The organism is Amycolatopsis sp. WQ 127309 (assembly GCF_023023025.1).
In the GTDB taxonomy this organism is placed as follows: domain Bacteria; phylum Actinomycetota; class Actinomycetes; order Mycobacteriales; family Pseudonocardiaceae; genus Amycolatopsis.
In genome coordinates, this window is record NZ_CP095481.1 from 6,946,392 (window position 1) to 6,967,700 (window position 21,309).

Here is a 21,309-nt window from a genome sequence, read left to right on the forward strand (position 1 = left end):
GTCCGGCCGGAAAGCTGCGCACCCGTTGACGTTCGCGGGTGCGCAGCGCCCCCGGAGCTACGGTACGTCCACGTCCACCTGGACCCGGGTCAGCAGCAGGGGTGAGGTCAATCCGTCGACGTCGACGACCACCACCCAGTGCCCGTTCGACGGGATCGTCAACTTGAACATCGGCGTGAGAGCAACGCCGCCGAGCATTTTGTAAAACTGCTTCTGCTTGTAGGCTCGAAAATTTGCCTTGGTCATGAGCCTGATATTCGCGGACGCTTGCAGGAACACGGTTACGACGGCATTTTTGCGGACGGCGCCGAGATCAAAAACGCGCGACTGCATAACTCCCCCTCTGCCTCTTCGCAAGACGTCAGGCTGCTGCCGCTGCTTGACCTGCAGACCTCTTCAGCTCAGTCGGCCACGCAATCGATGTTGTTACGACGGTAAAACGTGCCGTGAACAATTCCTGTTCACAACGACGAAGTTGATTAACGATCAACAGGATTCGGTTTCGGGTACCGTTTCACGTGTCGGCGAGAACGGCTTGGCCACGAGTGCGCCGCGGCTACCGCGAAGACGCCCTTCGCCTGTCGAGCGCCGCGCCCGCGGCGGCGGCCGCGTGACGACCAAGGCAAGTCATCACCGCGGCGGCAACCACCGGACTGTCGCGCACCGGATCCGGACCAAGCCGGCGACGCCAGCGGGCGGAGGGTTTGTTCGACGCAACTTCCTCCCCGGGTGGCGTCGGCTCGATCGCGAGCCGACGCCACTCATCCCTCGTCGATCACCCGCATCGCCTCGGGTCGTACGGTGCCGGCGAGGAACTCGGGCTTCGTCAGCCGCTCGGGGTCGAGTGGTCCCGGGCGGAGACGGTGCAGCCGGTCACCGGCGTCCCGCGCGTGAGCGGCGCACAGTTTGCCGGTCGCGCCGTCCTCATCGGTGACCACCGCGGTGGCCGGCTCCGCGCACGGGGTGTGGAGCCGGTCGTAGTCCCACTCGCCCTCGCAGCCGGGAGCCGTGCACCAGGCCCGGTTTCCGCCGGCCCGCAGCGTGACGCCGGGGGCCGGGCAGACGCCCCACGGGACGTTGCGCAGGCCGGGGTCGCGGGACACTTCCATTCGACTCCGCCGGGAAGTTCACCGGCAAGCGGAAGGGCTGGTGGCAGTCTCGGGGGAGCTGTCGCCGGCCCCAGGCCGGTGGCGCGTGCCGCGGTGCCGACGCCGACGCGCCGCCGCGAAAACATACCGTGCCGGGAATTTCGCCGCTGAGGGCGAATCCGATGGTTGCGTACGGCGCCATCGCGGTCAGCGTGTGAAGAACCGCCGCGCGGCCGGCGGAGCCCAGAGCAGAACCACGGCGGCGATCTGGAGCGCGCCGACCACCGGGATGACGGCGTGGAACATCGTTGAGGACGACCACGAGACCACGCTGAACACCGCCGACAGCAGCTGGGACACCGTGGTCAGCCTCCGCGTCCACGGTCGTCCGCCCGCGAGCTTGACGGCGAGCAGCAGGCAGAGCACGAGCAGCACGCCGTGGAAGACCGCGCCCGAGGTGACCGCGATGTCGGCGGACTTGGTGACCTCGGCGGGGCCGAAGTCCGGGTGCTGGGCGGCGATCTCGTCGCGCAGCGTGCTCTGTGCCGCGAACATCACGATCGGCACCACCAGGTGGCTCAGTGCCACGAGGGCCAGCAGCGCTCGTGCCCACTGGACGGGGGCGGACACGCGGGTGGTCGTCGTGGTCATCTAGCTCTCCTCGATGCGGTGGGTCCGGCGCCAGCGCGGGCCGGGGGTCGGTCGGGGTGGGTCGGCGCGACGCGCCCATGCCTCGTTCAGGCGGGTGATGAGCTGTCGCGCGGTGGCGACGTCCTCGTCGGTCCAGTCGGCGATGACCTCGGCGAAGACCCGGGCGCCGGCTTCGACGGTCGCGTCGATGTCGGCGTGGCCGGCTTCGGTGGGGCGGACCAGGAAGGTGCGCTGGTCGTCCGGGTCCGGCTCGACGGCGATCTGCCCGGCCTGTTCAAGGGCGGTCAAGTGGCGGCTGGTGGCCGACGCGGTGAGCCCGAGCTCGGCGGCGATCGTGCTGGGCCGCACCGGAGCCCGGTCGCCGATCAGGCCGAGGATCCGCACGCGCGTCAGGTCGATCCGGCGTGAGATGCGGCGGTGGCCCTGGTCGATCAGGTCCATCACCGCCCGGGCCAGCTCGGCGGACTCATTTCGTTGCGGCATGAAACGAAGTTAGCGCAAGGAGGCTTCGCCGGGCAATTGGGCTGGGCGGGACGCGGTAAACGGGCCGCCGCCTCGGCGAGTTCCATGTGGACGGTCTGGCCATCGGCCGGCGCCCAGTCCCCGCCGTGGTCCGCTGCTGGGGTCGTGGCTGGTCGGAGCACTCGGCGTGCGGGGCCGACGCCCGGCGGGAGAATCCGGCTTTCCCCAGGGGGAGAGCGGACCGGGCTGTGGTCGGTCAGCATGAAGATGCCGGACGGTCTGCCGTCGCGGTGGGGACGTGCCGTCCGGGCTGATTCGACGTGGCCGGATCAGGCTCGGAGCAGCGCGTCGCGCGGGAGATCGCCGAGGAGACCGGCCTGCGGACGCCCGATCGGTACAAAGCGATCGATCGCTGCCTGATTCGAGCGGCAGCGCGCACTCCGGCCGCGAGGTAACCGCGGTGTGCGGGTGCGAACGCTGCGGAGCGACCCTCACCGTTGCCCATGGGAGTGCCGACCCGAGTTCCGCGGGCGCGGGCGCGGGCGTTCGGAGCGGTGCCGAGCAGGTCGTCTGCCGGTCACTTCGGTGGCCGACGCGGGCCTGTGATGTCGTCCATTTCCTGGGACGGTGACGACTTCTCTGGGGTGGTGGCCGTCGTCCGGCTAGCCTCGAACGATCACGGCGACTCGGGCGGCCATCGGCGACCGCCTCGTCCGTGAGCCGGGCGGACCTCTCGGGCCTTCTCCTCACTTGGTCGATCGAGGCAACCCGGACGTACGAGTTGTCTGGCTTCGTCGTGGAGGGGGCAGGTGCGCTTACTACTGGTGGGGGCGATGCCGGCGACCGCCGGAAACCTGACCCACGACCTGCGCGGTCACGGCTTCGACGTGGGTGTCGTGGACAGCGGGACCAGCCTGCTCGCCACGCCGGTCCAGGCCGACCTAGTGTTGCTCGCCCTGGATCTGCCCGATCTCGACGGTTTGGAAGTCTGCCGCCGCCTGCGTGCCCGCAGCCGGGTGCCGATCATCGGTGTGTCCGCTCGTGATTCCGAGCTGGACCGGGTGCTGGGCTTGCAGGCGGGGCTCGACGACTACCTGACCGGGCCGGTCCGGCCGAGCGAACTGATCGCGGTGGTCGATGCGGTGCTGCGCCGGGTGCGCCGCCCGGTCGTGGAGCCGGCGGTGGACACCGAGACCGTCCTGCACGGTTCGCTGCACATCGACCTGCGGGCCCGCGAGGTCCGGGTCGGCGGCCGGCGGGTCGCCGTGACGCCGAAGGAGTTCGACCTGCTCGCCCTGCTGGCCTCCGAGCCGGGCGCGGTGTTCGCGCGGCGCCGGATCATGTCCGAGGTGTGGCGCGATTCGAGCGGCCGGGGAACGCGGACAATCGACACGCACGTCCGGACTTTGCGAGCGAAATTGGGGGCCCACTCGTGGGTCGTCAACGTGCCCGGAATCGGGTTTCGGCTCGGCGGGCAGTAGGTACAACGAAGAAAGGAACCAATTGCCAACTGTGGTCGCGGTCACTCGATCGGAGTAGTTCGGGTCGGCTCGGTCGGTGCCGGCCTGAAATGACTTGCAGAGATCGTGCAATCCTTTGCAATCACCGTGGGATTGGTTGAGAGTTTTCGGGAGGCTTGTCAGACTCGGCGATCGAGACGATCTTACTGGTGGTCAAGTGACGATTCACTGGGGGCAGTGATGGTGCGTGTGCTGGTTGCCGAGTGCGACGAGGTGGAGCGGCTGGTCGTCGCCGGCGCGCTGCGCAGGCAGGGGTTCGAGGTCGAGACGGCCGGGACCGTGCCGGCGGCGGTCGGCGCCGCGTCCGGCGTCGACCTCGTGGTGCTCGGGTTGCCGGCGCCCGGGCTGGCGGTCTGCGCGGCCGTCCGGGCGGACAGCGCCGTGCCGATCATCGGAACGGCGGTCCCCGGCTCGGACATCGACCTGGTCACCGGCTTGCGGAGCGGCCTCGACGCCTATCTCGTCCGGCCGGTCGGGATCCGGGAGCTGGTCGCCCGGGTCGACGCGATCCTGCGCCGGACGCTCGCCGGCGCCGACGACTGGGCGGTGGTTTCGTGCGGCCCGCTCCGGCTCAACGCGCGCACCCGGGAGGTGCACCGGTGCGGCGAGCTCGTCCAGGTGACGCTCAAGGAGTTCGACCTGCTCCACCTGCTCACCGCCGAGCCGGACGAGGTGTTCACGCGGCGCGAGATCATGTCCCGGGTGTGGGGCGACGAATGGGCGCGGTCAGACCGGACGATCGACACCCACGTGAACAGCCTGCGTAACAAGATGGGTGACCCCGCGGTAATCCGGACGATACGTGGAGTCGGCTTTCGTCTCGGTTACCGGGCGATGGCCGGGGCCGGCGGGCGAACCGTGTCCACCGGTTCTTGATTTTCTCTGACACAGACTTGCCGGAAACTTCGCTACAGGCCCGTTGACCGGCTCCCGGTAATTGGTCAGAATGGATTTCAAGCGGACGAGGGCGCCGGAGTGAATCCGGTCGATCGGCTCGCCGAAAATCTTTTATCCAGCCGGAGGAAAAATGGCGTTCATTTCGGCGGAAGCCGACAATTTGACGGTGCTCAACCTGTTCGGCGCCAAGTCCGCTGCCGCCCAGGAGAAACTGCTCACCACGATGCGCGGCATCATCGACTCGGCCGACTTCCCGGGCTGGATCTCGTCCACCCTCTTCGGCGGGATCGCCGAGCCCGGCACGGCGAACTACATCCAGTGGCGCAGCGCCGAAGACCTGCAGAACCGGTACCACGGCGAGAAGTTCCAGCGGGAGATCGTCCCGCTGTTCGACGAGCTCGCCACCTCCGTCCGGCTCCTGCAGACCGAAGTGGTGTTCACCCGCCGCCGCGCCGGGCTGGACGCCATCGAAATCGGCCCGGACCACGACCACTTCACGGTGCTCGCGGTGATGGGGGTGGCCCCGGACGACCAGCAGGAACTCGTGGACCTCTTCGCGCAGGAGGACGACTGGCTCACCGGGTTCCCGGGCTACCTCTCCAACAGCATCCTCCGTGGCACCGACGGCACCTTCGTCGTGAACTTCGCCCAGTGGGAAAGCCAAGCCGCCTACGACGTCTTCCACACGCTGCCCGAACAGGAGCGCCCCGAGGACGTGCGGAAGACGCGGCTGCGGGCGCGGTCGTTGCTGACCTCGCACGAGTACAACACCTACCGGCCCGTGCACACCCGGTCGGCCGCGCCGGCCGCCGCGCGGTCATGACCGCGCCGGTGATCGTCGTCGGCGCCGGCCCGGTCGGGCTCATGCTGGCGGGAGAACTGCGGCTGGGCGGCGTGGAGGTGATCGTGCTGGAACGCCGCGAGGAGCCGAGCGGCGAGTCGAGGGGCCTGGGGTTCACCGCGCGGGCCACCGAAATCTTCGAGCAACGGGGGCTGCTGAGCCGGTTCGGCACGGTGGAGACGAGCCCGCAAGGCCACTTCGGCGGCATCCCCATGGACTACAGCGTGCTGCCGGGATCGCACTTCGGCGCGCGCGGCATCCCCCAGCACCGCATCGAGAGCATGCTCGAGGACTGGGCGTGCGAACTGGGTGCGGAGGTGTTGCGCGGCCACGAAGTCGTCGGCGTGCGGCAGAACGCCGGCGGCGTGGTGGCGATCGTCGACGACGGCGACGGGCTCGTCGAGTTCGACGGCTCCTACCTCGTCGCCTGCGACGGCGGTCGCAGCACCGTGCGGGGTCTCGCGGGGTTCGACTTCCCGGGCACCGAAGCCACCCGCGAGATGTACCTCGCCGACGTCGTCGGCCGGAACATCCGGCCCCGGTTCATCGGCGAGCGCGTGCCGGGCGGCATGGTCATGTCGGCCCCGCTCGAACCCGGCGTGGACCGGATCATCGTCTGCGAACGGGAAACCCCGCACCGGGACCGCGGTGAGGCGCCCGGTTTCGCCGAGGTCGCCGACGCCTGGCAGCGGTTGACGGGGGAGAGCCTGCACGGCGCGGACACCCGCTGGGTGAGCGCCTTCACCGACGCCACGCGGCAAGTCACCGAGTACCGCAGAGGACGGTTCCTCGTGGCGGGAGACGCCGCCCACACCCATCTGCCGGCCGGCGGCCAGGGACTGAGCCTCGGCGTGCAGGACGCGGTCAACCTGGGGTGGAAGCTGGCCGCGACCGTCCGGGGCTGGGCGGCGCCGGACCTGCTCGACACCTACCACTCGGAACGCCACCCGGTCGGCGCCCGGGTCCTGCGCAACACCAGGGCCCAGGGCCACCTCTACCTCAGCGGCGCGGAGGTCGAGCCGCTGCGCGAGGTGGTGGCCGAGCTGATCCGGATCCCCGAGGTCGGCCGGCACCTGTCCGGCATGGTCAGCGGGCTGGACATCCGCTACGACGTCGGCTCCGGCACCCATCCGCTGCTGGGCCGCCGGCTGCCGGGGGCCGCCCTGCCCACCGGCCGCGGCCTGCTGACCGGTCCGGCGGCCGACGCGGCCGCCGACTGGGCCACCCGCATCGAACTGCGGCCCGGCGGCGAACCGGTGCTGGTCCGGCCGGACGGCTACGTCGTCTGGGCCGGCGGCGACGGCCTGGACGAAGCTCTGCGCCGCTGGTTCGGCGAGCCGAAATCAGTCACGGAAAGGCAGCTCGAATCATGCACAGCACCCTGATCGTGGCGCGGATGGACCCGGGCTCGCAGCAGTCCGTGGCCGACCTGTTCGCGCGGTTCGACGCGAGCGAGCTGCCCGAGCTGATGGGCACCCGCCGCCGCGAACTGTTCCACTACCGCGGCCTGTACTTCCACCTCCAGGACTTCGACGGCGAGCACGGTGGCGAGGCGATCCAGGAGGCCCGCACCCACCCGGGGTTCGTCGGGATCAGCACCGACCTCAAGCCGTTCATCGAGGCGTACGACCCGTCGACCTGGCGGTCCCCGAAAGACGCGATGGCGACCCGCTTCTACCACTGGGAGGAGAAGTGACGCGCCGGGTCGTGATCACCGGGGTGGGTGTGCTGGCCCCGGGCGGAAGGGGGGCGAAGGAGTTCTGGAGCCTGCTCGTGGGTGGCCGGACGGCGACGCGCGCCATCACCTTCTTCGACCCGGCGCCGTTCCGCTCGCGGGTCGCGGCCGAGATCGACTTCGACCCGGTGGCGGCCGGGCTCACCCCGCAGGAGATCCGGCGGATGGACCGCGCGGCCCAGTTCGCCGTGGTGGCGGCCCGGGAGGCGGCGGCCGACAGCGGGCTGGACTTCGACGACCTCGATCCGGGCCGGCTCGGCGTGACCATCGGCACGGCCGTCGGGGCCACCACCGGGCTGGAGGAGGAGTACCGGGTGGTCAGCGACGACGGCCGGCTGCACCACGTGGACCACCGCTACGGCGTGCCGCACCTCTACGACTACCTGGTGCCCAGCTCGTTCGCGGCGGAGGTCGCGTGGGACCGCGGCGCGGAAGGGCCGGTCGCGGTCGTCTCGACCGGCTGCACCTCCGGGCTGGACTCGGTGGGCTACGCCACGGAACTCATCCGCGAGGGCTCGGCGGACGTGATGATCGCCGGGGCGACGGATGCGCCGATCTCGCCGATCACCATGGCCTGCTTCGACGCGATCAAGGCGACGACCCCGCGCAACGACGATCCCGAGCACGCGTCCCGTCCCTTCGACGCGACCCGCAACGGTTTCGTGCTCGGCGAGGGCGCGGCGATCTTCGTGCTCGAGGACCTCGACCGGGCCCGGGCCCGCGGCGCCCAGGTGTACGCCGAGATCGCCGGTGTCGCTTCCCGCTGCAACGCCTACCACATGACCGGTCTCCGGCCGGACGGCGCGGAGATGGCCGAGGCGATCACCCGCGCCCTCGCCGAGGCCCGCATCGACCCCGCAGACGTCGACTACGTCAACGCGCACGGTTCCGGCACCAAGCAGAACGACCGGCACGAGACCGCCGCGTTCAAGCGCAGCCTCGGCGACCACGCGTACCGCACCCCGGTCAGCTCGGTCAAGTCGATGATCGGGCACTCGCTCGGCGCGATCGGCTCGCTGGAGATCGCCGCCTCCGTGCTGGCGATCCGGCACGACGTCGTGCCGCCGACGGCCAACCTGCACGTCCCGGACCCCGAGTGCGACCTGGACTACGTGCCGCTGGTCGCGCGGGACTGGCCGACCAGGACCGTGCTCAGCGTGGGCAGCGGCTTCGGCGGCTTCCAGAGCGCGATGGTGCTGCGGGAGCCGGCGTGAGCGCCGCGGCCGTGGTCACCGGCCTCGGGGTGGTGGCGCCGAACGGGCTGGGCGTCGAGGAGTTCTGGAAGGCCACGCTCGCCGGCGAGCACGGCATCGGCCCGGTGCGGCGGTTCGACGCCGCCGGCTACCCGGCCCGGCTCGCCGGCGAAGTGCGGGACTTCGTCGCCGAAGACCACCTGGAGAGCCGGCTGCTGCCGCAGACGGACTACATGACCCGGTACGCCCTGGCCGCCGCCGACTGGGCGCTGGCCGACGCCGGCCTCGACCCGGGCGAGCTGCCCGCCTTCGACATGGGCGTGATCACGGCGAGTTCGGCCGGCGGGTTCGAGTTCGGGCAACGCGAGCTGGAGAACCTCTGGAGCCGCGGCAGCGGGTACGTGAGCGCGTACCAGTCGTTCGCCTGGTTCTACGCGGTCAACACCGGGCAGATCTCCATCCGCAACGGGATGAAGGGGCCGAGCGGCGTCGTGGTCAGCGACCAGGCCGGTGGCCTGGACGCCCTCGCCCACGCCCGCCGGCAGATCCGCAAGGGCAGCCGGCTGATCGTGTCCGGCGGCGTCGACGGCTCGATCTGCCCCTGGGGGTGGGTCGCCCAGCTGGCCAGTGGGCGGCTGAGCACCGGCGACGACCCGGACACCGCTTACCTGCCGTTCGACTCGCGCGCCGCCGGGCACGTGGCCGCCGAGGGCGGCGCGATCCTGGTCGTGGAGGACGCCGCGACCGAGCGTCCGTCCTACGGCGAGATCGCCGGCTACGCCGCGACGTTCGACCCGAAACCCGGGAGCGGCCGGGAGCCGGGACTGGGTCGCGCGATCCGCGGAGCGCTGGGCGACGCCGGCGTCGAACCGGCCGACGTGGACGTGGTGTTCGCCGACGCGGCGGCCGTGCCCGAACTGGACCGGGCCGAAGCGCGGGCGATCACCGACGTGTTCGGCGCGTACGCCGTCCCCGTGACCGCGCCGAAAACGATGACCGGACGGCTCTACGCCGGCGGTGCGCCCCTGGACCTGGCGTGTGCCCTGCTGTCCATCCGGGACGGTGTCATCCCGCCGTCCACCCACGTCCGGCTCGCGCCGGAGCACCCGATCGACCTCGTCACCGGGCAGGCCCGCAGCGCAGCGGTGCGCACCGCCCTCGTCCTCGCGCGCGGCCAGGGCGGTTTCAACTCCGCCATGGTCGTGCGCGCCACCCCCACTAGGAGGCAGTCGTGTCACTGACTTTGGAGAACCTCAGGCGGGTCCTGCGGGAAGGCGCCGGCACCCAGGACGGCGTCGACCTCGGCGGCGACATCCTGGACACGCCGTTCGACGAGCTCGGTTACGACTCGCTGGCGGTGCTGGAAGCCACCTCCCGGATCACCCGCGAGTTCAAGATCGAGTTCGACGACGACGCCGCGGTGGCCGCCGCCACGCCGCGGGAGTTCCTGGCGCTGGTCAACGCGGGCTGAGGAGAACCATGAGCAGAACAGCCATCGTCACCGGCGCGACCAGCGGCATCGGCTTGGCCACCACCGAGCTCCTCGCCGATCGGGGACACCGCGTCTTCCTCTGCGCCCGCGACGCCGACAACGTCGCGCTGACCGTGGAACAGCTGCGGGACAAGGGGTACGACGTCGACGGCGCGGCGTGCGACGTCCGATCGCCGGAGGCGGTCCGGTCGTTCGTCACGGCCGCCGTCGACCGCTACGGCCCCGTCGACATCCTCGTCAACAACGCCGGCCGCAGCGGCGGTGGCGTCACCGCCGACATCGCCGACGACTTGTGGTTCGACGTCATCGACACCAACCTGAACAGCGTCTTCCTGGTCACCAGGGACGTGCTGTCGATCGGCGGCATGCGGGAGGCGGGCTGGGGCCGCATCGTCAACGTCGCGTCCACCGCGGGCAAGCAGGGCGTGGTCCTCGGCGCGCCGTACTCGGCGTCCAAGCACGGCGTCGTCGGCTTCACCAAGGCGCTGGGCAACGAGCTGGCCAAGGCCGGCATCACGGTCAACGCGGTGTGTCCCGGTTACGTCGAAACCCCGATGGCACAACGGGTCCGGCAGGGCTACGCGGCGGCCTGGGACACCTCGGAGGACGACGTGCTCACCCGGTTCCAGGCCAAGATCCCGCTCGGCCGCTACTCGACGCCCGAGGAGGTGGCGGGGCTGATCGGCTACCTCGTCACCGACATCGCGGGCTCCATCGCGGCGCAGGCCATCAACGTCTGCGGCGGTCTCGGCAACTTCTAGGAGAATCATGCCCATCACACGCAACGTCGAGCACGAGATCACCGTCGCGGCCCCGGCCAAAGAGATCTACCAGCTGATCGCGGACGTGGGGAACTGGCCCCAGTTGTTCGCCCCCACCGTCCACGTCGAGCACGCGTCCCAGGGCGAGCGGTCGGAACGCATCCGGATCTGGGCCACCGCGAACGGCACGGCCAAGACCTGGACGTCGCGCCGGGAGCTGGATCCCGGCGCGCTGCGCATCGACTTCCGCCAGGAGGTGTCCCAGCCCCCGGTCGGCGGGATGGGGGGCGCCTGGCTGGTGGAGCCGTTGTCCGAAGGGACGTCGAAGGTGCGGCTGCGCCACGATTACCACGCGGCCACCGACGACCCGGCGGACCTGGCGTGGATCGACCAGGCTGTGGACCGCAACAGCCACGTGGAGCTGGCGGCGCTGAAGGACAACGCCGAAGGGGCGGCGTCGGACCTGCTGTTCAGCTTCGACGACACGGTGGAGATCGACGGCAGCGCGCGAGACGTCTACGACTTCGTCAACGACGCCCAGCTGTGGCGGGAGCGCCTGCCGCACGTCGCGCGGGTCGACCTGACCGAGGACACCCCCGGCCTGCAGGTGCTGGAGATGGACACGCGGACCGCGGACGGCTCGACGCACACCACCCGGTCGATCCGGGTCTGCCTGCCGCACCGGCGGATCGTCTACAAGCAGGTCCAGGTGCCCAAGCTGATGACGCTGCACACCGGGCACTGGCTCTTCGAAGACCGGCCGGGTGGGGGTGTCACGGCCACCTCGCGGCACACCGTCCGGATCAACGAGGACACCATCACCGAGGTGCTCGGCGCGTCGGCGGACGTGGCGGCCGCGCGCGCATTCGTGCGGAAGGCGTTGAGCACCAACAGCCTCGCCACGCTCGGCCACGCCAAGACCTACGCCGAGAGCCGCTGACGTGCCCGAGGTGCTGGTGGTCGGCGCCGGGCCGGTCGGCCTCCTGATCGCCGGTGAGCTGCGGCGCGCCGAGGTCGGTGTGACGGTGGTGGACCGGCTCGCCCGGCCGATGCAGGAATCCCGGGCGTCGCAGCTCACCAGCCGTACCGCGGAGCTGCTGCACGAACGCGGGCTGCACGCGTTGCTGGCCGAGGCCGTCCACGAACCCCGCTCGCACTTCGGCGGGCTCGGCTTCGCTCTGCCCGATGTGGACAGTGGGTTCGCGGGCCACCGGAAGGTCCCGCAGTTCCGGACCGAGGCGGCGCTCGCGGAGCAGGCGCTCGGCCTGGGCGCCACGCTGCTGCGCGAGCACGAGCTGGCCGGCCTGGAGGTGCACGAGGACCACGTCGGGGCGGTGTTCACCGGCCGGCCATCGCTGCGGGCGGACTTCGTCGTCGGCTGCGACGGCCGGCACAGCACCGTCCGGCGGCTGGCCGGGTTCGAGGTCGACGCCGCACCGGCCACGCGTGAGCTGCTCCGGGCGGACGTCACCGGCCTCGACGTCCCGGACCGCCGGTTCGAACGGTTCGAGCACGGCATGGCCGTCGCCTCGACCCGGGCCGGCGTCACCCGGGTGATGGTGCACGAGTTCGGCCGGGAGGTGACGCTTGAGGAGCCGACGTTCGCGACCGTCGCCGAGGTCTGGGCGAAGGTCACCGGGGAGGACATCTCCCACGGCATCCCGGTGTGGGTGGACGCTTTCGACAACTCCCGGGGGCAGGCCACCGAATACCGCCGTGGGCGGGTCTTTCTCGCCGGCGACGCGGCGCGCTGGCACCTGCCGATCGGCGGCCAGGCGCTGAACGCCGGCCTCCAGGACGCCGTCAGCCTCGGCGCCGCCCTCCGGCCGGGGCGGTCGCCGGACACCTACCACGACGAACGCCACCCCGTCGGCGCGAAGATCCTGCGCCACGTCGTGGCGCAGGAAGATCTGCTGCTGGGCGGCCCCGAGGTCGGGCCGCTCCGCGCGGTGCTCGCGGAACTCGTGGCCCTGCCTCAGGTCCAATCCCATTTCGCCGCCCTTCTCGGTTAGGAGCAACGCATGACGTCTCCGGAGATCCCGATCCCCGCCCGTATCCTGCAACTCGCGACGGCGAGCTGGCTGTCGGCGGCGGTGAGCGCGGCGGCGTCCCTCGGCGTCGCGGACGCGCTGGCCGCCGGCCCGCGTCCCGTGGAAGACATCGCCGAGGAGATCGACGCGCACGCGCCGACGCTCTACCGGCTGCTGCGCGCGTGCGCGGACTACGACCTGTTCGAGGAACAGGACGACCAGGTCTTCGCGCTCACCGAGCTGGGGCACGCGCTGCGCACCGACAGCCCGGTGTCGATGCGCGGTTTCGCGCAGTGGGTCGGCGATCCGGCCGACCGCCACAGCTGGTCCGGCCTCGCGGACTCCGTCCGCACCGGGCGGTCGGCGTTCGAGCGGGTGCACGGCCAGGACGTGTGGGAGTACATGGCCACGCACCCGGAGACCGCGACCGTGTTCAACAACGCGATGACGAGCGCGTCCGACCAGATGATCAAGCCGGTGGTGTCGGCCTACGACTTCAGCCGGTTCGGCCGCGTCGTCGACGTCGGCGGCGGCCACGGGGCGTTGCTCGCCGAGATCCTGCGGGCCAACCCCGGCGTCCACGGTGTGCTGTACGACCAGCCCGACGTTGTGGCCGGCGCGTCGCACCCCGATGTTGCCGAACGGTTGTCGGTGGTGGGCGGCAGCTTCTTCGAGAGCGTGCCGCCGGGCGGCGACGCCTACCTGCTGTCCAACGTGATCCACGACTGGGACGACGAGAAGTCGGCCCGGATCCTGTCCCACGTCCGGGACGCGATGAAGCCGGACGCCCGGGTGCTGCTGGCCGAGGTGGTGATGCCGGGCAAGGCCGAGCCCGCCGCGACGGTGAAGCTGATGGACCTCAACATGCTGGTGCTCTGCGACGGCAAGCAGCGGACCGAGGCCGAGTTCGCGGAGCTGTTCCGCAGCGCGGGCCTGGAGCTGTCGCGGATCGTGCCCAGCGGGTTCTGCAGTGTCGTCGAGGCGGTGCGGGCGTGAGCGCGCTGGAGGGGAAGGTCGCGATCGTCACCGGCGGCGCCGGTGGCATCGGCGCCGCCACCGTGGCCGCGCTGGCGGAGGCCGGCGCCCGGGTGGTGGTGGCCGACGTGGCCGGAGCCGCCGTCGCGGAGGTCGTCGACTCGCTGACCACGCAGGGGCTCAAGGTGGCCGGCCACGTGGCCGACGTGTCCGATGAGGACAGTGTGCGGGCGCTCGTGAAGTTCACCGTGGACACCTTCGGCGGCGTCGACATCCTGGACAACAACGCGGCGCTGGTGTCGGCGATCAAGCGGGACCGCGACGTCGTGACCATGCCCGTCGAGCTGTGGGACGAAGTCATGGCGGTGAACCTGCGCGGCCCGATGCTGCTGTGCAAGCACACCGTACCGATCATGATCGAGCGCGGCGGTGGCTCGATCGTCAACATCGCCAGCGGCCAGGGGCTGTCCGGGGACCGCACGATGGTCGCCTACGGCAGTTCGAAGGGCGGCTTGATCGCGTTGACCCGGTTCGTCGCCGCCGCCTACGGCGACCACGGCGTCCGGTGCAACACCGTGGCGCCGGGGCTGATCAAGACGCCGGCGCTGGACGCGGACATGCCGGCGTTCGTGCAGGACAAGATCCGCGCGCACCACCTGGTGCCCCGGCTGGGCACGCCGGCGGACGTGGCCGCGCTGGTCACGTTCCTCGCCTCCCCGGCCGCGAGTTTCATCACCGGCCAGCTGATCCCGGTGGACGGCGGCTTCCTGTCGCACCTGCCGACCCTGGCGGTGCTGGCGCCGCCCGGACAGGGCGACGCCGGCCACGTGGCCAACCGGACCTAGTACCGGTTGCCGGTCCAGTCCCGGGCCGCCGACTCGATCTCGGAAACCTCCGGGGAGTCGGCGGCCCAAGCCGTGTACCCGTCCGGCCGGACCAGCACGGCCTCGCGCCGCGCGTCCGGCCAGCTCGCCGTGACGACCTGTTCCGGCGGGACGTCCACCTCGACGTCCTGGGGCACGACGAGCACGAACTTCCCCGTCCGCAGAACCTCGTGGAGCCGGCCCGACGCCAGCGCGTGGTCCGGGGTCCGCCGGCCGACCAGCCGGTGGGCGCCACGGGGTGCCGGGTAGGAGTACCCGACGCCGGTGATCTCGCCGATCGCCGCGCGGCTGACCGCCGGGACGCGCTTGACCACCTGGGTGCGCACGAAGCGCAGGGCCACCTCGGCCGGGTTGCGCGCCATCGCCAGCCGGAGGTTCAGCCCGCTGCTGCGCAGGACCGCCCGGCCGACGGGATGGCGCTCGTCCTGGTAGCTGTCGAGCAGTGCCGCCGGCCCCCACCCGTGCACCGCCGCGGCGAGCTTCCAGCTCAGGTTCGCCGCGTCCTGGAGACCGGTGTTCATGCCCTGACCGCCGGCGGGGGAATGCTGGTGCGCGGCGTCCCCCGCGAGCAGCACGCGCCCGGCGCGGTAGCTCGGTGCCTGCCGCTCGTCGCTGTGGAAGCGCCCGAGCCAGCGCGGCGCGTGCATGCCGTAGTCCGTGCCGAAGGCCCGTTCGGTGATGGACCGCAGCTCCTCGAACTCCACCGGCGTGTCGTCGGGGAGGTCGCGGTGGCGGCGGTCCCAGCCGCCGATCCGCCAGTAGCCGTCGCCGAAGGGCGCGATGAAGCCGAAGGCGTCTCGGCCACCGTGCACGCGGACGGTGAGGCTCGGCTCTTCCACCAGCTTCACGTCCGCCAGGACCACGGACCTGATCAGCACCCGCCCGGGGAACGGCAGGCCCACCGCGTCGCGGACGGCGCTGCGCACCCCGTCGGCCCCGACCACGTAGGACGCACGGAACTCGCCGGAACCCGTGGCCACGGTGACGCCGTCGCCGTCCTGCCGGAGACCGGTGACCTCGGTGCCGTGGCGGAACACGACGCCGAGGTCGTGGGCCCGCTTCAGCAGCAGCTTCTCCACCTCGTACTGCGGGGTCACCAGCAGGAACGGGAATCGCGAAGGCAGCCGGGTGATGTCGAACGGGATCGACCCGAAGAGCCGCAGCTCGCCGATCACCTGCCCGGTGGGCACGAGCTCGTCGGCCAGCCCGCGCGCGTCGAGCAGCTCGAGCGTGCGCGCGTGCACGCCGAAGGCGCGGGACAGGTTGCTGACGCCCTCTTCCCGCTTCTCCAGCACGGTCACCGGCACGCCGGCGGCCGCGAGGTCGCCGGCGAGGAGCAGGCCGGTGGGACCCGCTCCCACGACGACGACGCTCATCGGTCCAGGTTGAGCAGTTCGAGGTAGGACTCGACACGCAGGCTCGTGCCCTTGATCTTCGACGTCTGCTCCGCGCCCAGCACACCGACGGTCTCGTTGTAGGACGCGCCGCCGTGCGGGCCGAGCGGGAGCGCGATGCCGGGCGACGCGGGGGAGTAGGCCGCCAGCTCGGTGCCGCCTTCGACCAGGGTCCTGATGTTCGCGGCGACGACCGCGGCCTGCTGCTCGGCGGCCTTGGCCATCTTGGCTTCGGGGACGGCCGTGACGTCGCCGATGGCGAAGACGCTCGCGTGCCCGGGCACCCGCAGGTCGGGATCGACGCGCAGGGCGCCCTGCGCGTCGAGCGCCGCGGCCAGGCCGCCGCCGACGTAGTCGGTGGCCGGAACCACGCCGTAGCAGCGGAACCAGAGGTCGGCGGCGATCTCCGTGCCCGTCCCGGTGGTCACGGTGAACTCGCCGGCCTGGCCCGGCTTCCCGGGCGGGTCCGCCGTCAGCGCCGTGCCCAGCAGCAGCTCGACCCCCAGCTCGGCCAGCTGCCGGCGGACCTCGGCCCGCAGCTCGTCGGGCAGGGCGGTGGTGCCCAGGATGTCCGGTGCCGGATCGACGATCGTCACGGCGGTGTCCGGCCACGCCGCCTTGATCTCCCCGGCCAGCTCCAGCCCGACCGGGCCGGCGCCGAGCAGCAGCACGCGGGCTGCGCCGGCGAGCGCCAGGTGGGCGTCGCGGAGCGTCTCCACCGCCGCGGCCGTCGCCGTTTCCTCGACCTTGGCCGGGAACGGGTACCGGGAGCCGGTGGCCAGCACGATGTAGTCGGCCGGCACCCGGTCGCCGGAGCCGAGCGTCACCCCGGTGGCGTCCACGGCGACCGCGCGGTCGTGGATCACCTTGCCCCGCGTGAGCAGCCGGTCGTACGGGAAGAACAGCCGCCCCGACCAGCCGGGGTCGACCAGGTGCCGCAGGACGGCGACGTTGTGCACGAAGGCGTCCCGCGGCTCGATCAGGACGACGTCGGCGAACTCGTCGAGGGCCTTCGCGGCGGTGACGCCGCCATAGCCGCCACCGACGACCGCAATGGTAGTGCTCATGGATCTCCTCATCCCCACAGCCGGGCCAGCGGCTCGACCAGTTCGTGTTCCTCGTAGGACAGGTGGGACAGCAGGGCGTCGGTCAGCAGGTCGACCGCGCCCCGCAGGGCGGACACGTCGAGCGGTTCGGCGACCAGCGTCCGGTCGATCCGCTCGACGAGGCCGTGCAGTGCTTCGTGTTCCTGCTCCAGCCGGTCGACGACCGGCCCGAGCCGTGGCTCGAACTCCCGCAGGCGCGGGAAGACGTCGGTGTCCTCCCGGTTGTGGTGCAGCAGCACGATCCGGCAGAACGTGCGGCAGTAGCCGGCGAGCGGCTTCTCGACCGGCCGCAACGCCAGCGCGTGCAACCGGGCTCGCGCGGCCGCCGGCCCGATCGCGGCCGTGATCACTTCGGACATCAGCTCGCGCAGCCGGCCGAGCTCGGTCCGGAGGTGGTCGTGCACCTCGATCAGCCGGCGGCCACCCGCTTGTTCGCGGGCCGTGTAGTGGCGTCCCGCTTCCGGTGGCGGCGCCTGCGGCCGGGCCCGCTCGTCCCAGAGCCGGGAGCGGCTCAGCCGGACGCCGGACACCGGCGTGGGTGCGGCGATCAGCTCCCCGCCGGTCATCCGGCGGCCCGGGTCACCGGCGCCGGCGCGGCCTTGCGCAGCCGTCCCGGCACGGCGAGCGCGGCGAGGGTCGCCACGCCCATGGCGATCGCCGACAGCGTGAACGCGGTGGTGTACCCGGATTCCACCGGAGTCCGAGTACCGGGAACCAGCGAGGACGTGACGATGGTGGCGGCGATCTGGGCGCCGAGCGTACCGCCGATGGTCCGCATGATGGTGTTGATCCCGGTCGCCTCGCCGGTCTGCCGGGGATCGACCGCGCTGACAACCAGGTTGGCCAGCGAGGCGAACGCGAACCCCACGCCGACGCCGATGATCCCGTTGCCGACGTAGAGGGGCCACGGCGTGCCGTGCGCGGCCGCGAACAGGGCGAACCCGAGCGCGCCGATCACGCAGGCCAGCACCAGCGGGAGCTTGAACCCGAGCACGGCTCCCAGCCGTCCGGCGAGCGGACTGGCGAACAGCATGGTCGCGGCCATCGGGATGATGAAGAGGCCGGCCTGGGTGACCGACGCGCCGAAGCCGTAACCGACCGACGGCGGCGTCTCGACCAGCGCCGGGATCAGCGTGAACGCGCCGTACATGCCGATGCCGATGATCAGCGCGGTGACGTTGGCCGCGAGCACGGTCCGGTTGCGCAGCAGCCCGGTGTCCACCAGCGGCGCGGTGGTCCGCCGCTCCACCGAGCCGAACACGACGAGCAGCACGAGGGTGGCGGCGAACAGGCCGAGCACCGGTGCCGAGCCCCAGCCCCACACCCGGCCGTTGCTGATCGCCAGCAGCAGGGCGACGATCGCGGCGGACAGCAGCAGCGCGCCGGCCCAGTCGACCCGGCCAGGGGAGGTGACGGGCGACTCGCGGATGAAGGCCGCCACCGCACCGACGCCCACGACGATCATCACGAGCATCAGCCAGAAGATCCACCGCCAGCTCAGCGTGTCCACGATCAGGCCGGGGATGACCAGGCCGGCGCCGAAGCCGATGCCGAACACCGAGCTGATCCAGCCGATCGCGACCGGGACCCGCTCGCGCGGGAACTGTTCGCGCACGATGCCGAAGGCGAGCGGGAAGGTCGCGGCTCCGACGCCCTGCACGGCGCGGGCCGTGATGAGCACGCCGATCGAGCCGGCCAGCGCCGCGAGCAGGGTGCCGGCGGCCGACACGAGCAGGCAGGCGATCAGCACCCGCCGCTTGCCGAACATGTCGCCGAGCCGGCCGAGCACGCCGGTCGCGACCGACGCGGTGAGCAGGAAGGCGCTCAGCACCCAGGACGCCGTGGTGGTGGACGCGCCGAACGCCTGTTGCAGGCTCGGCAGCGCGGGTACCGGCATGGTCTGGAGCAGGGAAAACGAAAGCACCGCGATGAGCAAGGCGGTGAACGGCGCCGCCACCGCACGCTCCGGGCCGGTCATGGGCACTCCTCCAGGGAATATCGTGTCAGTACGACATCATTACAACACGACATAGTTCCGTTCGTCGAGTACGCTGCGCCTCATGCCACCTGACGGGATCCGTCCGCCGACCCTGCTCGCCCTCCCGTCCTATCTGGCCAGTCATCTCGCCCAGATCGGTCGGCGGGTGCTCGCCGACTCCCTCGCCCACCAGGGACTGCGGCTGCCGCACTTCGCCGTGCTGACCGGCTTGGCCGACTTCGGCCCGCTGGCCCAGCACGACCTCGCCGACCGGCTCGGCCTCAACCGCAGTCACCTGGTCGGGTACCTCGACGAGGTGGAGCGCCGCGGCCTGGTCGGCCGGGAACGCGATCCCGGCGACCGCCGCCGCCAGCGCGTCACCCTCACCGCCGACGGCTGCGCCCTCGCCCGCGAACTCCTGGAGACCGCGCAGCGGTCCCAGCGCGAATTCCTCGGCGTGCTGTCCGAGGACGAGCGGGAGACGCTGGTCGAGCTGATGCGCCGGGTCGTCAACGCCGACGATGCGGCCCGCACCGAGGTCGTGAGCGGTAAGTCGGGTTGACTGCGGCCCGGCGCTTGGGCCGAACACCGAACAGCATGCGGGTGCGCTAGCCGGCCGCGGCGGCGCGGACGGCCGGGAGCACCTCGCGGGCCAGGAGTTTCTGCTCCGCCACCGATTGCGGGCCCAGCAACAGGAACGTGAACCCGGCCCGGACCACCTCGGTGATCTGCCGGACCACCTCGTCCACGCTGCCGGTGACCAGGCCCGGGTAGGACGTCTGCGCCGGGTCGACCCGGACGGTCAAGTTGGCCGCGTAGGTGATCGACCCGGGATCCCGGCCCGCGTCGGCGGCCGCTTTCCGCACCACGTCCCGCATCTCGGCCGCCCGGGGCAGGTCGATCCGCCCGAACGAGGGCAGCCAGCCGTCGGCGAGCTGCCCGGTCAGCTCCAGCGCCCGGGGGCCGTACGAGCCGAGCCAGAGCGGGATCCGGTGGGCTGGCCGCGGCTCGATGCGGGCGTCGCGCACGGAGAACTCCTGGCCGTCGAACACCTCCGGCTCCCCGGCCCACAACCCCCGGATGATCCGGATCGCCTCGCGCTGCGCGGTGATCTTGCGCCCCGGCGTGCGCACCGGCAAGCCGAACGCCGCGAACTCGCGGTCGTAGCCGCCCGCCCCGAGCCCCAGCACCAGCCGGCCGCCGGACACCCGGTCCAGCGTCTCGGCCGCCTTGGCCAGCACCGCGGGGGCGCGGTAGGGCAGGCCGAGCACGTTGGTGCCCAGCTCGATGCGTTCCGTCTTCGCCGCCAGCCAGCTCAACGCCGTCCAGGGCTCCAGCGTCGGCTGGTCGGTGTGCAGGTGGTCGCTCAGGCTGAACAGGTCGAAGCCCAGCTCGTCGGCGCTCTGCGCGAGGTCGAGCAACCGCGCCGGGTCGGCGCCGCGGAAGATCCCGCCCGCGCCGAAGCCGAGCCGTTGACCGTGGATCGCACTCATCGTGGTTGGTTCCCTGTCGTTATCGGGCGGGCCGGCTCCGCCGACCACGCCGACCAGCTCCCGGGGTACAGCGACGCCCGCACGCCGATCAGTTCCAGCGCCAGCAGGTCGTGACACGCCGTCACGCCGCTGCCGCAGTAGACCGTGACGTCGGAGTCGCCGGTGACGCCGAGCGCGCCGTAGTGCTCGCGCAGCCGTTCCCGGGAGGCGAATGTCTTGTCTTCGTTGAGGTTGGCCGCCCACGGCGCGTTGACCGCACCCGGGATGTGTCCCGATCGGACGTCGCTGGGCAGCACGCTCTCGCCCGAGTACCGCTCGGGTGCCCGCGCGTCCAGCAGGACCGGCGCCCGCGCGGCTTCGTCCGCGGTGCGGAAGACACCGGCCGGCCAGGCGACGACCCGGCGCGTCACCGGCGGCCGCGTGACCACCCCCGTCTCCAGTTCTCCTTGCCACGCCGACAAACCGCCGTCGAGCAGGGCCGCCGGCCGGCCCAGCAGCCGCAGCAGCCAGACCAGGCGAGCCGCGTGGGCCCCGCCGTTGTCGTCGTAGGCGACCACCGTGGCGTCGTCCGCCACGCCGGCCCGGCCCAGGCCTTCGGCGAAGGCTTCCGGCGTGGGAATCGGGTGCCGGCCACCCGCCGGATCCGGCGGGCCGCTGAGCACGGTGTCGAGATCGACCCAGACCGCGCCGGGGAGGTGGCCGGCCTCGTAGGCGGCCGCACCGCTGCGCCCGTCGAGGTACCAGCGCACGTCCACGAGGGTGACGTCGGCCCGGCGGATCTCCTCCGGGCCGACGACGGGTTCTCCCAT

General features: G+C 71.8%; 24 protein-coding genes. 14 read left to right on the forward strand and 10 right to left on the reverse strand.

The window, feature by feature from the left end; all coding sequences use genetic code 11:
- Window positions 1-57 precede the first annotated feature (57 nt).
- From MUY22_RS31395 to MUY22_RS31410, 4 genes are all read right to left on the reverse strand, one after another.
- Window positions 58-333: a DUF1883 domain-containing protein gene (locus MUY22_RS31395; protein WP_247050610.1), complete on the reverse strand. Its 276-nt coding sequence runs from the start codon at window positions 331-333 to the stop codon at window positions 58-60.
- Window positions 334-761: 428 nt separating this feature from the next.
- A complete protein-coding gene (locus MUY22_RS31400; RefSeq protein ID WP_247050612.1) occupies window positions 762-1,109 on the reverse strand; it encodes a hypothetical protein in 348 nt (115 codons plus the stop codon).
- A gap of 186 nt (window positions 1,110-1,295) precedes the next feature.
- A complete protein-coding gene (locus MUY22_RS31405; protein WP_247050614.1) occupies window positions 1,296-1,739 on the reverse strand; it encodes a hypothetical protein in 444 nt (147 codons plus the stop codon).
- Window positions 1,740-2,222, reverse strand: a complete 483-nt coding sequence (locus MUY22_RS31410) for a MarR family winged helix-turn-helix transcriptional regulator (RefSeq protein ID WP_247050616.1) — start codon at window positions 2,220-2,222, stop codon at window positions 1,740-1,742.
- An 812-nt stretch (window positions 2,223-3,034) separates the two neighbouring features.
- Here MUY22_RS31410 and MUY22_RS31415 point away from each other — a divergent pair.
- The 13 genes from MUY22_RS31415 (at window position 3,035) to MUY22_RS31475 (ending at window position 14,490) form a co-directional block, all read left to right on the forward strand.
- On the forward strand, window positions 3,035-3,682 hold the full coding sequence (locus tag MUY22_RS31415) for a winged helix-turn-helix domain-containing protein (protein WP_247050618.1): 648 nt from the start codon (window positions 3,035-3,037) through the stop codon (window positions 3,680-3,682).
- Window positions 3,683-3,904: 222 nt separating this feature from the next.
- Window positions 3,905-4,597, forward strand: coding sequence for a response regulator transcription factor (locus MUY22_RS31420; RefSeq protein WP_247050620.1), 693 nt, complete (start codon window positions 3,905-3,907; stop codon window positions 4,595-4,597).
- Window positions 4,598-4,748: 151 nt separating this feature from the next.
- Window positions 4,749-5,441: an antibiotic biosynthesis monooxygenase gene (locus tag MUY22_RS31425; protein WP_247050622.1), complete on the forward strand. Its 693-nt coding sequence runs from the start codon at window positions 4,749-4,751 to the stop codon at window positions 5,439-5,441.
- A complete protein-coding gene (locus MUY22_RS31430; protein WP_247050624.1) occupies window positions 5,438-6,844 on the forward strand; it encodes an FAD-dependent monooxygenase in 1,407 nt (468 codons plus the stop codon). The genes MUY22_RS31425 and MUY22_RS31430 overlap by 4 nt, the downstream gene beginning before the upstream one ends.
- On the forward strand, window positions 6,829-7,155 hold the full coding sequence (locus MUY22_RS31435; protein ID WP_247050626.1) for a TcmI family type II polyketide cyclase: 327 nt from the start codon (window positions 6,829-6,831) through the stop codon (window positions 7,153-7,155). The genes MUY22_RS31430 and MUY22_RS31435 overlap by 16 nt, the downstream gene beginning before the upstream one ends.
- A complete protein-coding gene (locus MUY22_RS31440) occupies window positions 7,152-8,408 on the forward strand; it encodes a beta-ketoacyl synthase (protein WP_247050628.1) in 1,257 nt (418 codons plus the stop codon). Before MUY22_RS31435 ends, MUY22_RS31440 begins: the two co-directional genes overlap by 4 nt.
- The gene (locus MUY22_RS31445; protein ID WP_247050630.1) at window positions 8,405-9,628 is read left to right on the forward strand and encodes a ketosynthase chain-length factor; all 1,224 of its coding nucleotides are present in this window, start codon (window positions 8,405-8,407) and stop codon (window positions 9,626-9,628) included. The genes MUY22_RS31440 and MUY22_RS31445 overlap by 4 nt, the downstream gene beginning before the upstream one ends.
- The gene (locus MUY22_RS31450; protein WP_247050632.1) at window positions 9,619-9,858 is read left to right on the forward strand and encodes an acyl carrier protein; all 240 of its coding nucleotides are present in this window, start codon (window positions 9,619-9,621) and stop codon (window positions 9,856-9,858) included. The genes MUY22_RS31445 and MUY22_RS31450 overlap by 10 nt, the downstream gene beginning before the upstream one ends.
- A gap of 8 nt (window positions 9,859-9,866) precedes the next feature.
- A complete protein-coding gene (locus MUY22_RS31455) occupies window positions 9,867-10,640 on the forward strand; it encodes an SDR family NAD(P)-dependent oxidoreductase (protein ID WP_247050633.1) in 774 nt (257 codons plus the stop codon).
- A 7-nt stretch (window positions 10,641-10,647) separates the two neighbouring features.
- The gene (locus MUY22_RS31460; RefSeq protein ID WP_247050635.1) at window positions 10,648-11,580 is read left to right on the forward strand and encodes an aromatase/cyclase; all 933 of its coding nucleotides are present in this window, start codon (window positions 10,648-10,650) and stop codon (window positions 11,578-11,580) included.
- Window position 11,581: 1 nt separating this feature from the next.
- On the forward strand, window positions 11,582-12,652 hold the full coding sequence (locus MUY22_RS31465; protein ID WP_247050637.1) for an FAD-dependent monooxygenase: 1,071 nt from the start codon (window positions 11,582-11,584) through the stop codon (window positions 12,650-12,652).
- 9 nt (window positions 12,653-12,661) lie between these two features.
- Window positions 12,662-13,666 carry an acetylserotonin O-methyltransferase gene (locus MUY22_RS31470; RefSeq protein WP_247050638.1) on the forward strand — a complete coding sequence of 335 codons (1,005 nt, stop codon included), beginning with the start codon at window positions 12,662-12,664 and terminating at the stop codon, window positions 13,664-13,666.
- On the forward strand, window positions 13,663-14,490 hold the full coding sequence (locus tag MUY22_RS31475) for an SDR family NAD(P)-dependent oxidoreductase (RefSeq protein WP_247050640.1): 828 nt from the start codon (window positions 13,663-13,665) through the stop codon (window positions 14,488-14,490). The genes MUY22_RS31470 and MUY22_RS31475 overlap by 4 nt, the downstream gene beginning before the upstream one ends.
- Here the strand turns inward: MUY22_RS31475 and MUY22_RS31480 are convergent.
- Genes MUY22_RS31480 through MUY22_RS31495 form a run of 4 tightly spaced genes read right to left on the reverse strand, consistent with a single transcriptional unit; the run spans window position 14,487 to window position 19,007 of the window.
- Complete coding sequence (locus MUY22_RS31480; protein ID WP_247050642.1) at window positions 14,487-15,905, reverse strand: FAD-dependent oxidoreductase; 1,419 nt, start codon at window positions 15,903-15,905, stop codon at window positions 14,487-14,489. The two genes, MUY22_RS31475 and MUY22_RS31480, sit on opposite strands and share 4 nt — an antisense overlap.
- Window positions 15,902-16,990, reverse strand: coding sequence for an NAD(P)/FAD-dependent oxidoreductase (locus tag MUY22_RS31485; protein WP_247050644.1), 1,089 nt, complete (start codon window positions 16,988-16,990; stop codon window positions 15,902-15,904). Before MUY22_RS31485 ends, MUY22_RS31480 begins: the two co-directional genes overlap by 4 nt.
- Before the next feature lie 8 nt (window positions 16,991-16,998).
- Window positions 16,999-17,595 carry a hemerythrin domain-containing protein gene (locus tag MUY22_RS31490; protein ID WP_247050646.1) on the reverse strand — a complete coding sequence of 199 codons (597 nt, stop codon included), beginning with the start codon at window positions 17,593-17,595 and terminating at the stop codon, window positions 16,999-17,001.
- Window positions 17,592-19,007 (reverse strand): MFS transporter, encoded by a 1,416-nt coding sequence (locus MUY22_RS31495; RefSeq protein ID WP_247050648.1) that lies wholly within the window; start codon window positions 19,005-19,007, stop codon window positions 17,592-17,594. Before MUY22_RS31495 ends, MUY22_RS31490 begins: the two co-directional genes overlap by 4 nt.
- An 82-nt stretch (window positions 19,008-19,089) precedes the next feature.
- Here MUY22_RS31495 and MUY22_RS31500 point away from each other — a divergent pair, with 82 nt between their 5' ends.
- The gene (locus MUY22_RS31500) at window positions 19,090-19,569 is read left to right on the forward strand and encodes a MarR family winged helix-turn-helix transcriptional regulator (protein WP_247050650.1); all 480 of its coding nucleotides are present in this window, start codon (window positions 19,090-19,092) and stop codon (window positions 19,567-19,569) included.
- A 46-nt stretch (window positions 19,570-19,615) separates the two neighbouring features.
- Here the strand turns inward: MUY22_RS31500 and MUY22_RS31505 are convergent, their stop codons facing one another.
- Together MUY22_RS31505 and MUY22_RS31510 are read right to left on the reverse strand one after the other, a co-directional pair.
- A complete protein-coding gene (locus tag MUY22_RS31505; RefSeq protein ID WP_247050653.1) occupies window positions 19,616-20,500 on the reverse strand; it encodes an LLM class flavin-dependent oxidoreductase in 885 nt (294 codons plus the stop codon).
- Window positions 20,497-21,309 carry a sulfurtransferase gene (locus MUY22_RS31510; protein WP_247050655.1) on the reverse strand — a complete coding sequence of 271 codons (813 nt, stop codon included), beginning with the start codon at window positions 21,307-21,309 and terminating at the stop codon, window positions 20,497-20,499. The genes MUY22_RS31505 and MUY22_RS31510 overlap by 4 nt, the downstream gene beginning before the upstream one ends.

Bases quoted from the DNA above. Each gene is read 5' to 3' on its own strand.
- MUY22_RS31395 (WP_247050610.1), bottom strand. From the start codon at position 333: ATGCAGTCGCGCGTTTTTGATCTCGGCGCCGTCCGCAAAAATGCCGTC.
- MUY22_RS31400 (WP_247050612.1), bottom strand. From the start codon at position 1,109: ATGGAAGTGTCCCGCGACCCCGGCCTGCGCAACGTCCCGTGGGGCGTC.
- MUY22_RS31405 (WP_247050614.1), bottom strand. From the start codon at position 1,739: ATGACCACGACGACCACCCGCGTGTCCGCCCCCGTCCAGTGGGCACGA.
- MUY22_RS31410 (WP_247050616.1), bottom strand. From the start codon at position 2,222: ATGCCGCAACGAAATGAGTCCGCCGAGCTGGCCCGGGCGGTGATGGAC.
- MUY22_RS31415 (WP_247050618.1), top strand. From the start codon at position 3,035: ATGCCGGCGACCGCCGGAAACCTGACCCACGACCTGCGCGGTCACGGC.
- MUY22_RS31425 (WP_247050622.1), top strand. From the start codon at position 4,749: ATGGCGTTCATTTCGGCGGAAGCCGACAATTTGACGGTGCTCAACCTG.
- MUY22_RS31430 (WP_247050624.1), top strand. From the start codon at position 5,438: ATGACCGCGCCGGTGATCGTCGTCGGCGCCGGCCCGGTCGGGCTCATG.
- MUY22_RS31435 (WP_247050626.1), top strand. From the start codon at position 6,829: ATGCACAGCACCCTGATCGTGGCGCGGATGGACCCGGGCTCGCAGCAG.
- MUY22_RS31455 (WP_247050633.1), top strand. From the start codon at position 9,867: ATGAGCAGAACAGCCATCGTCACCGGCGCGACCAGCGGCATCGGCTTG.
- MUY22_RS31460 (WP_247050635.1), top strand. From the start codon at position 10,648: ATGCCCATCACACGCAACGTCGAGCACGAGATCACCGTCGCGGCCCCG.
- MUY22_RS31470 (WP_247050638.1), top strand. From the start codon at position 12,662: ATGACGTCTCCGGAGATCCCGATCCCCGCCCGTATCCTGCAACTCGCG.
- MUY22_RS31480 (WP_247050642.1), bottom strand. From the start codon at position 15,905: ATGAGCGTCGTCGTCGTGGGAGCGGGTCCCACCGGCCTGCTCCTCGCC.
- MUY22_RS31485 (WP_247050644.1), bottom strand. From the start codon at position 16,990: ATGAGCACTACCATTGCGGTCGTCGGTGGCGGCTATGGCGGCGTCACC.
- MUY22_RS31490 (WP_247050646.1), bottom strand. From the start codon at position 17,595: ATGACCGGCGGGGAGCTGATCGCCGCACCCACGCCGGTGTCCGGCGTC.
- MUY22_RS31495 (WP_247050648.1), bottom strand. From the start codon at position 19,007: ATGACCGGCCCGGAGCGTGCGGTGGCGGCGCCGTTCACCGCCTTGCTC.
- MUY22_RS31500 (WP_247050650.1), top strand. From the start codon at position 19,090: ATGCCACCTGACGGGATCCGTCCGCCGACCCTGCTCGCCCTCCCGTCC.
- MUY22_RS31505 (WP_247050653.1), bottom strand. From the start codon at position 20,500: ATGAGTGCGATCCACGGTCAACGGCTCGGCTTCGGCGCGGGCGGGATC.
- MUY22_RS31510 (WP_247050655.1), bottom strand. From the start codon at position 21,309: ATGGGAGAACCCGTCGTCGGCCCGGAGGAGATCCGCCGGGCCGACGTC.